This window comes from Mesorhizobium sp. WSM2561 (assembly GCF_000513915.1).
GTDB lineage: Bacteria > Pseudomonadota > Alphaproteobacteria > Rhizobiales > Rhizobiaceae > Mesorhizobium > Mesorhizobium muleiense.
The window spans coordinates 84,232-96,675 of the sequence record NZ_AZUX01000025.1; the positions used below are offsets into that span (position 1 = coordinate 84,232).

Consider the following 12,444-nt stretch of genomic DNA (forward strand, 5'->3'; position numbering starts at 1 on the left):
GTCAGCCGCGGCCTCGGCCACGCAGCGAATATCGACCCGCGATGCCTCCGACCGGCGCGCCAAGCGGCGGTCGCGGGTCGAGCGCGCCGCCGGGGCTGAGCAGCGACAAAAGCAGTCTGTCGGCCTGGATCGCTGCCGCGCTGAGACGAGCCGGAGCTGTCGCTCGCCGCCCGGTCACGGCGGCGCGCCGGACGGCGGTCGGGTTGATTTTCAGGTTGGCGACGCCCGCGGCGTCGAGCTGGCTGTTGGCGGTGGCGACGGCACCGCGCAAGGCATCGGCGTCGAACAATTGCTGGCGCAGCTGCTCGACCAGCCAGTGGGCCATGCGCCAGCGCTCGTCGAGGGAAGCGGCGTTTGCCCTGATCTCGTCGGCAAGTGCTGCGATGTCGACGCAGTCTTCGCTTTGCGCGGCGGCACGGCGCTCGTTCGCCGCCTCACGGGTTTTTTCCAGCAGCGCAACGACGGCGTTGGCCTCGGAGAGCGCAATGCGCGCCGCCGCCAGGTCGCCACGGCCGAACATCGCACGGCCCTTGGCCTTTTCCAGTTCCAGTTTGCGGGCGGCAGCAGTTTTGAGGTCGCTGTCGAGCAAGGCGATGACGGCAGCAAAATCGGCAGCCGTCCGCGCCCTGCCGAGAGCTTCGGCATGCGGGGATGGGGTCATCGAAGCGGGTCCTTTTAAGGGAGTGATGGAAGGGCTGAGCGCGCAATCTCCCCCCTTGAGGGGGAGATGTCGCCGAAGGCGACAGAGGGGGTCGTCTCGCGTGAAGCGCCGACGTTCTCGCCCGCGATGGAGGCAATAGGATAGGGGTCGGGTCAGGACGTACCGACCCCCTCTGGCCTGCCGGCCATCTCCCCCCAAGGGGCCCCAAGGGGGGAGATCGGCAGTTTCAACTACGCCTCACTGTCGAACACCGGCGTGAACGCGCGGATGGTGCAAGGGGTCGGGTTGGTGTGGCGGATTCGCACCCGCCCCTGCCCTTCCCAACTGTCGTCGATCGGCACCTCGACGTTCCCAGTGAACAGGTTTGCGGCACTGTCAGGCGTCACGACTGAAGGGATGCGAACCGGCTCCCACCGCCCACGCTGCATGGAAGTAATCTTCAGCCCGGTCGTGTCGGTCTCAAACAGCGACAGAATGACTTTTGCGACTTTCTTGCGCCGGCCGACGATCGAGCCATCCCTGCCGCCGACATCGAGTTCGAGTGTGTCGGCTCCGGCTTCGTAGGGCAGACCTACCTGCCATTTGGCGGCAGTCGCACCACCAGGCAGGGAAACCGCCCCGGCGGCCACCGTGAGGCCGTGATAGACGATACCATCCGCCAGGGCGTCGACAGTCTCGCCGTTGAGATGGGTAAGTCCTGTGACCGTTGCTGTGGCCACACCGCTGTAGGTCAGAGCGCAATCAACCTCGAAGGCATCGGCGACCTCACCATATTCGAATGGCACGGTCTTGACTTCGATATAACGCTTGGTTGCCCCGCCGATGGTGCGCTTGACGATCAGCCACAGATCGTCATTGCCGTCCTGCCCAGGCGTGACCACGGCGCTCTCGACGATGCCCCAGTCGGAACCTGAGAAAGACCCGGCGATGCGATGCCGGTGCATGCCGCGGACTTCCTGCGAAGGCTGGTGCGTGTATCCCCCCAACTCGCCATTATCCAGCGGGAACCACAGCAGCGGGTCGGGATCGGTCTGGAATGCTAGTTCGACGACACCCTGCTTCGGGATATGCTCGGAAACCTGCCCGACATCCTCCGAGGTGAATTTGCCGGTCGCGCTCTGGGTCAGTTCTGCAATCGATTTGCGCGACCTGGTGACGAACAGGAACGATTGCCCGGCGTCGACAGGGCGCAGCGGCGCGCAGCCAAAGGTGCGGGAGCGGCGGTTCTTGAACGATGACGGCGTCAGCGCTTCGTCGATGCCCGAGCCCGACAGCGCCCGGATGCCGCCAAGGGTGCCAATGATCAGCGCCCCGTCGGATTCCGCAATCCAGGTGATATCGTTGGCCTGGCCGCCGCCGGCCTGGACGAATTCAAGCGCGTCGTCGTCCTTTTCGCCGGTGGCGAAATTCTCGAAATCGCCGGTTGCCGAGGCATAGACGGAAAATTTTCGGCTGAAGGCCAGGCGCTCCTCGTACAGCGAACCGCTCTGGACATATTTGCCGGGAACGAAGGTGCCGAGGCGCCAGCGGGCGATCGGGCTGAGATTGGGCAGCGCATGCCCATACAGCCTGACCTTGACTACGGTCGCGCTGCTGCGGCTGGTGATGCGCGCCCAGCGCCAGACGGCATCCGAGCCGAGCAAGCGAATGGTCCGGCCGACATCGCTGGTCTGGAAGCCGGTGCCGTCATTGATGCCGACGATGGAGGATGCCGTGAGGTCGAACGGCGTCTGGGTGTCGCCATCCTCGTGCCAGCCCATTTCAGCAATACGAATGTTGGCGTCGTCCTCCGATACTGAGATATCCAGTCGATAGGACTGATAGGCGGTCGCGTTCTGAAATTCATAGAAGCGCACCTCGCCGCGCGACCAGCCGGGTTCCGCCGTCCGGCTGTCGAGCGAGATCCAGCTGGTGCCGTCAAGGCCCTGGAAATCCCATGCGGCCGGTCCCCTGCCCCCGACCGCCCGAATCCAATAGGCGTCACAAACCTTGGTCGCTGTACCGGCGAAGTCATAAGACACGTTGCCGGTGGTTGTGCCAAAATTGAGGTCTGTTCCATTGTCACGGTCGAACGCGAGATATGCGGTGCCGGCGCTGGATGCAGCGGTCCCGGTTGGCAGCGTATCGCTGGTCATATCTGGATGGACAGCACCTGTCTCGGCGGGCGTCAGCGTGGTCGCGCTTGTGTTGATGTCGTCATAGGGGCCGTCGAGAAAGACGAACTCGGCCAGCGTCCATGTGGTGTGCGCCGTGCGGGTGAGAACCTGCGGCAGGTGGTTTTTGTGGGTGATCCACATCTGGTCGGCGGACTGGACGAATTGCAGGTCGAACAGATCGGCTTCGAGATAGGGTGTCGCCACCTCCACCGTGCCGACGCGGGCGCCATAGGCATGGACGCGGATGTAGAGATCGCCGAATTCGAGCGCATAGGCCTGGTCCGCCGAGAAGATGAACGGGATCAGCCGTGTCGCTTTGGAAGAGTCCTTCACCTCGGCGCAGAAATAGGTGCCGCCGCGCTTGCGGATGCCACCATGCGGGAGCGTCAAAAAGTTCTCGCAGCGGGAGAGTGCGGCCCGGTAAAGGTCGAGCGAGGCGCGCGCGTGCAATCGCGGACTGATCTCGCCACGGACGAAGGTGTCCTGGATAGGATAGAGCGTCGGCATCAGGCGCGCCAGTAGCGGTTGTCGCCGCGCTGGATCGCCCAGGACGACGTTGAAAACCTGCCGCCACGCTGGATGGCGTTGGCGTGGAACGCCGCGTCCAGCGCCGCGCTATAGGCACCGCGGGCGATGTCGATCATGGCCGCCTTGTGGGTCAGCGGATGCGCGATCTTGACGGCAAGCGCTGCAACCAGCACTTCGGTGAACGTCGCGTCCCAGTCGTTCGGATCGGTGAGGTTGGCGACGTAGCGGATGATCAGCGGCCCCGATCGGTCGCAATAGATCAAGCCGGCTTCCTGGCGCCACGCGATCGGCACGCCATCCGGCTCGCCATTGTGGGTCAGCGGCAAAGGCCGCAGGCAGTCCACGGGCAATTCATAGGCAAAGTTCAGCGTGCCCGCGCCACTGCCGGTATCGGACCCGGCGACGGCGGCCGCCAGGATTGCGAACACCCAGGCATGTTTCATCAGCTCCGCCTCGCGGGTCAGGTCGAAATGCAGGTTAAGCAGGCGCGCCGGTTTGACATCCTGATCAAGGCTGTCGACCGGCGCCTCGTCGAGAACGCCAAGCGCCATGTTGGCGATGTCGAGCGGGGTGATGGCCATGGTTTCGGCCTCCATCTGTGTGGATCGGGAATTTGTGGGCATGGGTGGGGTGGATTGTGGGGAAAGGTCGCGTTCTGTCGCGCCCCCCTCTGCCCTGCCGGGCATCTCCCCCACGAAGGGGAGATTGCATGTCGCGTTGGCTTTCGCCAATCGCCAATGTTGAAGAAAGGGCGTGGTCGGTGAAGCTGCCGATCTCCCCCCAAGTGGGGGAGATGTCCGGCAGGACAGAGGGGGCGCCACGGAACGCGACCGCAGAAAACTGGCAGCGTGCGCCACGTGACGGTATTTTCCCAACATCGCCGCGCAACGCGGCGATGACATCCTGCGGCGTCAGCCGAAGTGTGCGCTCGCCGGCCGCCCGCGCGACTTGGCAAAGGTGCTTGCTGGCAACCTTTCGGCAGCTCTCGCCATCGCCAACCCCCGGTCAAGCGCATCCTCGAGGCTTGTCGTGTAGTAGGCGGTGTTTTCCAGGCCGCTGAAGAAGTTGATGCGGTGAAGTTCGCCCTTTTTGCTTATGACAATGCCAGCTTTTCGAAGCACATCCTGAACTGCCTTGTAGGTCATATTCATGGTTACCCTCCCTTGCAAAGACAAGGCAGCATCGCCCTCTTGTGTAACCGTTTGGTGGCGGCGATTGATCAATGTGCAACAACGACAATTTGGGGCAGCACGGCGCGTGAATTTGGAATTCGCCACAGCGGCCGACCCGGTGTCCAGAAGGGGCGGGACCTTGACGCCCCACCCCTACCGGTCCGCTCAGGCCTCGGTCGTCTTCAGCGCGATGAACGTCATGTGCTTGACGCTCGACGCCGTGCGGTCCCAGTTCGCCGCCAGCGCCAGCTCGGCATCGGTCGCAAACTCACCCGCCGTCGACGCATCGAGGAAGCGGGTGCCGGGCACATGCGGGACGAAATGCCGGCGGGCGACCATTTCGGTGACGCCGCCGCCATGGCCCTGGCGCGGCTTGCGGTCGAACTCCAGCGGCCCGCCCTCGGTGTTGACCGGCAGCTCGTTCCACAGGATTGCTTTGTCCTTGAACATGAACGCCGTGTAGACGCCCGCGGCGACCGGGATGTCGTCGTCGATGACGGCCCGCAGCCCCATGTAATAGGGGATCAGCGGCCCGCCCTGCTCGGACGGCGGCACATAGTCGATGAGGTCGGCGAGCTTCAGCGCCTTCATCTGCTTGGAATGCATCCAGATCGTCTTGAACTTGTCGGCGCGGTCGCCCATCAGATAGGCGGCCTCGATGATGTCGGTGTCGACGATGGAGGCGCCGGTGATGCGGACGAGGTCGCCGGCATCATTGGCGAGGTTGTCGGCCAGCACCCCTTTCAGGATGCCGAGCAGCGTCAGCTTGTTGGCACGCTGCCAGTAGTCGGTCTGGCGGCGCACGATCAGCTTCTGCGGGTCGTCGCCGGCCAGGATCGAGGTCAGGTCCGGAATGCCCCACGCCTGGGCGCGGACATTGCGGGCGGCGACCTCGCGGCGCGCGCCGATCTTCTTCATCTCGATCGAGTCGGCCGGATCGTCATTGACCGGCTCGGACGGATCGTTGCCGAGATCCTTCCAACCTGGCATGTCGACGGAACGCCCGCCCATGGAGAGCTTCGAGGCGATGGCCGGGTCGGAAAACAGGATCCCGGCCTGGTAGATCTCGAGCGACTGGACGTGCTCCTCGAACGAGTATTGTGCATAGACGGACGGAACGATCGCGTCCGCGATGCGGGTATAGGCGTCTGCCATTTTTTTCTTTCCTTGAGTTTGATTGACGGCTGCGCCCCCTCAGGCCGGATGTGGGGGCATCCGGATGCGGTTGCCCTATTTCAAAGGGGGTTGTTCGGTATCCACAGATCGGGGTTTTCGCCGGCCTCGCGTGCCAGCCGCCGGGCGCGGACGGGGTCGCTTCTGACGAGGGCCGAGATATCGGTCAGGTTGCGTTCGCCGGCGGCGTTGCGCTTGAACGGATTGCCTCCGCTCAAGGCCGCGCCGCCGTCGATCGTGTCTTCCCTGAACATCGCCTCGCCGACCGCGTGGAACGCCTTGGCGATCTGCGGATCGGTCAAGGCGCCGTCAGGCAGGAGGATGCCCTTCGCCTTGTAGGCATCGACCAGCCCGAGCTTCTTCATCGCCCGGTTGGCGACCTCCAATCTCCTACGAAAGCCGTCGCTGTCGGTCGGTCCCCAGTCCCGGACCAGGTCGTCGTGAGTGGCCTCGACCGAACGGGCAAGGGCGATCTGCTGCGCCTTGGCCTGTCCGGCCATGTAGCCGACGAAGCGGTCGTGATAGGCCTGCGCCACCTTCGGCGTGGCGCCGGCCTCGACCGCCCACGCCTTCGACGCGTTGGCGAGTTCGTCCGAATAGGCGAAGTTTTCGGGAAGCCCGTCGGGGCGCCTGTACTCGACCTCGTCGGGCGATGTCAGCGGACGCATCGCCTCAGGCAGCCGGGCATGGAACCTGTCCCAGTCTTCCGCAGCTGCGTCCGCTGCCGGAATGCGCAGGCTTTCGCCCTGCTGCCGTTCCAGCTCGGCATAGGATGTGAGAACCCGGTCGAGGCTTTCAGGCTTGGTCCAGCCCTTGGTTTCAGCGAGCTTGCGGTTGCCTTCGGAAAGACCGTCAAACCAGCTCTTGCCGGCCGGCGGGACGGACCCGTTGTCCCCGGCGGCCGGTGGCCCTGCAAGGTTGCCCGCCGGTGGCGACGCCACCACGGACCCGGCGTCTGCCAGATCTGTCATGAGAAAGATTCCTTCTTGTTGTTTGCAAATGGAAACGAGCACTGGCCAGTTCAGCCAGGCGTGTTATTGGATTGATGAAGGATCGGCTGGAGCCGGCGGAATCGTTGCGGCCGCAGCCTGATTCTTTTCGACAGAACCTGACCCTATCGTCTTGTTCGAGTACGATCTTTCAGAGTCGGAGGCACGCAGCGTCAAGACGAAAGAAACCATGTCGCATTTCGTGACAAGCGGTTGCCGCGGTTCCGCCGCAATGCAACCGCACTTGGCAAACACTTGGCAAAACCAGCCAGTGTATTAGTTCATAGGCTTCAACGGAGTATCAGACGATGACCATGTACAAAGCCATTGCCGCCCTGCTTGTGACTGCCGCGCTGGCAGGATGTGCACAGACCGAAGGGCAGCAAAGAGCCACCACGGGGGCCTTGGTCGGCGGCGCTGGCGGCGCTCTCGTCGGTCAGGCCCTGGGCCGCGACACCAAGAGCACGGTCATCGGCGCAGCCAGCGGCGCCCTGCTGGGGGCGGTCGTCGGCAGCGCGACGACGCCACAGCGGCGCGGCGAACAGCTATGCCGCTATCAGGACCGCTACGGCCGCATCTACACCGCCCGTTGCGACGACCGCTACTACCGCGGCGATTATTGAGACGTAGCCCGGCGCTGGTCTTCCCTTCTCCCCTGGTGGGAGAAGGTGGCCGCGAAGCGGCCGGATAAGGGGTGTTCCAGCTTGACGAATACCTCTGTCTCCGACCGCGCCTGAACACCGGATCGATGGTGCGATCACCAACGCCTCATTTCTTCCAGCACCCCTCATCCGTCTCGGCGCTTCGCGCCGATCCACCTTCTCCCACAAGGGGAGAAGGCGTCACCAATGGCGGAGCTTCACCCCTACCGCCCCTCCAGCCGCGCCGCCTTCTCCAGCGCCGCCAGTTGCGCTTCGTCCAGTGTCAAAAACCCCATGATGTGCTGCACCACTTCGGCGCGCGCGTTGCTCAGCGCGCTGTGCAGCTCGAAGCCGTTCGGCGTCCTGGTCTTGGCCAGCCACTCGCCATAGGACGGGCGGCGGTAATAGCCGGTCGCCGCCGTCAGGTCGGCCAGCACCATCTCGCCGTCCTGGCCTGAGAACACCCTGAGATAGGCCCTGGTCAGCGCATCCTGCGCCTTGGCCGGGCCGCCGGCCTGGCGCGAATGGGCGAAGCGTTTGCCGCTCATGCGCCGCCCTCGCCGCCCTGCGGCATCAGCCCGCTGAGACTGTCGAGCAGGCCGCTGTCGCGCGCCTGGACCGCCGCCGGCACGGCATCCCTGGCAACCTTGCCGGCGGCGGCGATCGCCGCCATGCCGGCCTGCGCTTGTTGCGCCCTGGCTCGGGCATCGCGAATATCAGCCACCTCGTCCTGGCGGCGAAAGATGCGCTGCGGGCTGCGGCCGGCGCTCTGCACGATCTTCAGCGCCTCGTCACCGTCGATATTGTCCATGACGCCGGGGTCGAACTGCGCCATCTGCATGGCCGTGGTCACCACCTGGATGGTGTCGCGCGCCTCGGCCGAGCGGCGCAGCACGTCGAGCGGACCGGTGAAGGTCGGCCGCACCGCCTTGCCGGCGAGGCTCGCCGGCGGCAGGAACCGGCTGTCTTCCTCATACAATCCCTTGTCCTCGAGGATACCGAGCTCGCGGTCGAGATTGGAGGCAAAGCCGGCCTGGATGATCGAGCCGGAGGGCCCGAGCAACGCGCCCTTTTCCTCCTGCCGGATCAAGGCTTCGGTGGCCGTCATCTGCGGGTTCTGCACAAGCGTCTGGAACAGGTTGACGAACATCATGTCGCGGATCTCCTCGGCCCGGCTTTCCGCGTAGTCGAATGCATAGGTCGGGTTCTGGCCCACAGCGATCGGCGCAATCAGCGGCCGGCCATTGTCGTCGATCAGGCCGGGATAGTTCTCGCCGGGATTGAGCACCGGCACATAGTCGAGCCGCGCCTTCGAGGCGGTCGCCGGATCGGTGATCTGCTGCAGCGCCCTGAGGCCCGAGCGGCGCACCGCATTTTCCTCGCGCACCGTGGTCAGCGCCTCGATGGTCGGCGAAATGCCATAGGGGTCGCCCTCATGGCGGCGCCAGTTGAAGCACGACACCGGGAAGGAGCGGAAACCGCTCTCCCTGACGATGACCTCCTCGTCCTCGACGACGTGATAGGAGGCGAACGCCGTGTCGAGATACTGGTAGGTGCCGGAGAGCCGGTACATCTTGCGCTCGTCGCGCGGCTGGATGCACTGGATCAGCGAGATCTTGGTCTCGCATTTGGCCGGGTCGTCGACCAGCATCTTGATCCGCGCCGGCAGCTTGTCATAACCGAGCAGTTGCGCCGCCTGCCGTGCCGTGCGCGCGTAGCGGCGGTGGAAAATGTCGACCTGGCCCCAGCGGTTGCGGCAGAGATAGCCCTCGACCACCGGGATCGAGGCATAGCGGATCAGCGTGCCGCCAAAGCCCTCCTCGGCGTAAAGATAGGCCGGGCCATAGCGCACGACGTTGCGCAGGCAGGCCTGCGTCGCCGGCACGAAATTCGAATTGGCCGAATAGCGCAGCGCAAACAGGAAATCGCGAAGCGCCTCCGCCCATTCCTTCTCCTCCTCGCTCTCCTCGTCGTTCACGGCGGCGGTCGACAGCCCGTGCCATTTCTCCGACTGCGGGATGATCAGGCTTTCCAGCCCGGCGGCCAGCCGGTTGGCGGCCGAGTTGATGGTGTTGGCGTAGACACGGGCGCCGCGCCGCTGCTGCCGCTCGGCCTGCGGTTCCGCGCCCCGGCGCCCACTCCAGACATCGGGCGCGTCGGGGTCGCAGAATTCCGACACCGCCTCCCAGACAGCCTCATACTGGCTGCGCTCGCTCTCCAGTTCCGCCTGTCGCGACAGGATATCGTGGGCACGGGAATCGCTCGCCATGGCATTTCCTTGTTCGGTGGTATCAGCTTGTTCGAAGCCCAGATATTGCCAAGGCCAGGTCGAATTTTGTTCGCTTTTGCGATGTTCAAGGGGCGCGGGGCGGCGACTCAAGGAGATCGATTTGATAATGACGGAAAGCCTACCCGGCGCCCTGAAGAGGCGAAGCAAGCAGGTTGCAAAGCGGCTGATCGGCTACGATTCCCGCAACTGGCTGCGCATCAGGCAGATCGAGGCGTTCACCGCGTTTCTTGAGGCCGACGGCCGCAAATCCTCAGACGTGATCGAGATCTCGCCCGGCTGGAACCGCCACTGGAAGACGATCTGCTCGAACTACACCTCCGTCGATTTCCCTGATTTCGACATCTGCAAGGACCGCACCGACCGGCAATATTCCGTCGTCATCGCCGACCAGGTGCTGGAGCATGTGCAGCGCCCGTTTGCCGCGGCACAGAATATCCACGCCATGACCCGGCCGGGCGGCTGGGCGATTGTGGCGACGCCGTTCCTGTTCAGGGTGCATGCCAGGCCGCACGACTACAACCGCTGGACCGCCGCCGGCCTCAAGCAGGTGCTGGTCGAGGGCGGCTTCCCCCAGGCAAACATTGAAGTGTTCAGCTGGGGCAACAAAGCCTGCGCAAAAGCCCATATCGGCGGCCCGGTGCGCGCCTACGGCCTATGGCGCGACCTCAGCAACGACGAGGAATATCCGCTGATGGTCTGGGCCTTCGCGCGCAAGCCGGGGTGAGAGCACTGAAGAGCCTTGCCTTCTCCCCTTGTGGGAGAAGGTGGCCTCGCGAAGCGAGGTCGGATGAGGGGTGTTCCAGCTTGGCAATGCCGAAAAAAATCCACTGCCTCATTTCTTCCAGCACCCCTCATCCGTCTCGGCGCTAAAGCGCCGATCCACCTTCTCCCACAAGGGGAGAAGGGGTGATCTTCACCCTCCCCGCTTCACCAATTTCGCATGCCGGCGCCAATACCACCGGCCAGCACGCGCCTACGAAGCGTACGTTCCATCGCACCCATCATCACACCCCCAGCAGCACGCGGCGCTGGCCGCTGAGTTCGCTCGGCGACAGATCGGTCTTGACTGTGCCGGCGGTGCCCTGGCGCTGCTCGAGCTCAGCCCGGAGCGCTGCTTCGCGCGCCTGCACGTCCTTGTCGGCAATGGTCGGTGTCGGTGGCAGCGGCTTCAGCGCCGGCGGCTTTTGAAAAAGGCACATGGTTCCAGCTTTCTCCAAAGTCAGACGACCCAAAGTCAGACGACCTTGTCCAGTCGTAGAGCAAAAAATCCTCGCCGTTCTTGCCGTAGCCCGGCAGGCGGCAGCGTTGCGTGGCGCCCAGCCGGGCCAGCCAGCGCAGCGCCAATTCATTGGTGGCCAGCGCCCGGGCCTCGACCCGCCAGGCGCCGTGCGCGGCAACCTGCGGACCGAGCACGGCACGAAAGAACTCGGTCATGCCAGGCACGCAGCGCTTCATGCGGCGCGTGCCCCAGCTCCAGGCGATCCACAACCCGCCGCGCTGTTCGGCGGCGCCAAAGCCGGCCTCCGGATTGCCGTTCAGCTCGGCGACATAGGCAAACCCCTGCAGCGCCGTCAGCGCCAGCAGCGCCGGCGACCATTCGTCGAACTGGCAGTCGATCTCCGTCCGGTCCTCGGACCGCAGGTTGGCGGCGATGTAGGAGAGGTCGCGCAGCGTAGCGCTGACAATGCGAACGGTCATCGGCGGGGTCCCCTCACCGGAACGCCCCCAGCGGATCGCTCTGCCCTGCCTTTCGCCGTGCCGTCTTGAACTCGGCCGGGTCGACCACCGCTTCCCTCAGCATCATCACGCCATAGCGTGTCGCCGCCATCAGATCATCGCGCAGCTTCACCACCTGGCCGTCTTTGCGGTGGTAGAGCCGAAACTCCTCGAACCAGGGCAGAAGCGTCGAGAACACCTTGAAGCGGCCGCTCTGCATGCGGTCGAGCATCTCCATCAGCCCGGCCTCGACCGACACCGAACCGTCGGCGAACTGCGCATGGCTGGAAAGCATGTTCAGCCCATGCGCGCCATATTGCCGGGCAAGTGCCACGCCCGCACCTTCCAGCGTCTCGCGGCGGCCGTCGCGCGGCCACGCCCAGGGCAACCATTCGCCCCACGGTTTCAGGGTCAGCGCCTGCATGGCCGGCGTTTGCTGCGAGGCGCGGCAGGCTTTTGCGACATAGACGACGTCGGCCTCCGTATCCCAGGCGAGTTCGACAGCAGCGGAAGGGTGATCCCAGCCGAAATCCAGCGCCCCGAGCCGCGGCCAGTAGCGCGGCAGCCGGAACGGCTCGCAGGCAATCAGCTCCTCCGCCACCGGAAAGATGCGGCCGGAACCCAGCACCGGAATGCCCCTGGCCCGCGCCTCGCGCTCATGCGCCGGATAGGCCGATATGATCGCGGCGCGCTGCTGCGGCGTGTAATGCTCGGCATCGTCGATGGTCATGAAGGTGACGTGGCGGGTCATTTCTTCGCCCTCGCACTTGAATCATGTTGGCAGGCGCCGGCCGTATGGTGTTGTTTGGCCAAGATTTTTCTGGCCAAGGCGGCCGCTCTTCCTTCTCCCCTTGTGGGAGAAGGTGGCCTCGCCCACGGGTCTTGCCTCCGGCAAGCCCGAGGACAGGCTCCGCGAGGTCGGATGAGGGGTGCTCCAGATTGGCACCGACAGCACTCCGTCCAACACCCCTCTTCCGTCTCGGCGCTGCGCGCCGATCCACCTTCTCCCACAAGGGGAGAAGGCAAGGCCGCCGCCCCCTCACCCCATTCCCTCCACCGCTTCCGCCGACAGAAACAACAGCACCACTTCCGACATGCCGAGCAACGGCGTGAAGGTG

At 64.7% G+C, this 12,444-nt stretch carries 12 protein-coding genes; 2 read left to right on the forward strand and 10 right to left on the reverse strand.

Annotated elements, in window-relative coordinates:
- Position 1 precedes the first annotated feature (1 nt).
- From M727_RS0121420 to M727_RS0121445, 6 genes are all read right to left on the reverse strand, one after another.
- Entirely contained in the window at positions 2-661 is a 660-nt protein-coding gene (locus tag M727_RS0121420) for a hypothetical protein (RefSeq protein ID WP_027154388.1), read from the reverse strand.
- Positions 662-891: 230 nt separating this feature from the next.
- Positions 892-3,324 (reverse strand): hypothetical protein, encoded by a 2,433-nt coding sequence (locus M727_RS0121425; protein ID WP_027154389.1) that lies wholly within the window; start codon positions 3,322-3,324, stop codon positions 892-894.
- Entirely contained in the window at positions 3,324-3,926 is a 603-nt protein-coding gene (locus M727_RS0121430) for a hypothetical protein (protein ID WP_027154390.1), read from the reverse strand. Before M727_RS0121430 ends, M727_RS0121425 begins: the two co-directional genes overlap by 1 nt.
- A 330-nt stretch (positions 3,927-4,256) precedes the next feature.
- Positions 4,257-4,568, reverse strand: coding sequence for a hypothetical protein (locus M727_RS36975; RefSeq protein WP_245268745.1), 312 nt, complete (start codon positions 4,566-4,568; stop codon positions 4,257-4,259).
- A gap of 114 nt (positions 4,569-4,682) precedes the next feature.
- The gene (locus M727_RS0121440; RefSeq protein ID WP_027154391.1) at positions 4,683-5,672 is read right to left on the reverse strand and encodes a hypothetical protein; all 990 of its coding nucleotides are present in this window, start codon (positions 5,670-5,672) and stop codon (positions 4,683-4,685) included.
- Between the two features lie 80 nt (positions 5,673-5,752).
- Entirely contained in the window at positions 5,753-6,661 is a 909-nt protein-coding gene (locus M727_RS0121445) for a hypothetical protein (protein ID WP_027154392.1), read from the reverse strand.
- A 326-nt stretch (positions 6,662-6,987) separates the two neighbouring features.
- Here M727_RS0121445 and M727_RS0121450 point away from each other — a divergent pair, with 326 nt between their 5' ends.
- Positions 6,988-7,302, forward strand: a complete 315-nt coding sequence (locus tag M727_RS0121450) for a YMGG-like glycine zipper-containing protein (protein WP_027154393.1) — start codon at positions 6,988-6,990, stop codon at positions 7,300-7,302.
- A gap of 242 nt (positions 7,303-7,544) precedes the next feature.
- On the opposite strand, the gene M727_RS0121455 is transcribed toward M727_RS0121450, so the two are convergent.
- Together M727_RS0121455 and M727_RS36980 are read right to left on the reverse strand one after the other, a co-directional pair.
- The gene (locus tag M727_RS0121455) at positions 7,545-7,868 is read right to left on the reverse strand and encodes a hypothetical protein (RefSeq protein WP_023798589.1); all 324 of its coding nucleotides are present in this window, start codon (positions 7,866-7,868) and stop codon (positions 7,545-7,547) included.
- On the reverse strand, positions 7,865-9,589 hold the full coding sequence (locus M727_RS36980) for a portal protein (protein WP_036262936.1): 1,725 nt from the start codon (positions 9,587-9,589) through the stop codon (positions 7,865-7,867). Before M727_RS36980 ends, M727_RS0121455 begins: the two co-directional genes overlap by 4 nt.
- 127 nt (positions 9,590-9,716) lie before the next feature.
- Between M727_RS36980 and M727_RS0121465 the strand changes: the two genes are divergently transcribed.
- The gene (locus M727_RS0121465) at positions 9,717-10,334 is read left to right on the forward strand and encodes a methyltransferase domain-containing protein (protein WP_027154394.1); all 618 of its coding nucleotides are present in this window, start codon (positions 9,717-9,719) and stop codon (positions 10,332-10,334) included.
- Between the two features lie 374 nt (positions 10,335-10,708).
- On the opposite strand, the gene M727_RS0121475 is transcribed toward M727_RS0121465, so the two are convergent.
- Together M727_RS0121475 and M727_RS36985 are read right to left on the reverse strand one after the other, a co-directional pair.
- Complete coding sequence (locus tag M727_RS0121475; protein WP_027154395.1) at positions 10,709-11,308, reverse strand: hypothetical protein; 600 nt, start codon at positions 11,306-11,308, stop codon at positions 10,709-10,711.
- Positions 11,309-11,321: 13 nt separating this feature from the next.
- Positions 11,322-12,077, reverse strand: coding sequence for a terminase family protein (locus M727_RS36985; protein ID WP_051505674.1), 756 nt, complete (start codon positions 12,075-12,077; stop codon positions 11,322-11,324).
- Between the last annotated feature and the right edge of the window lie 367 nt (positions 12,078-12,444).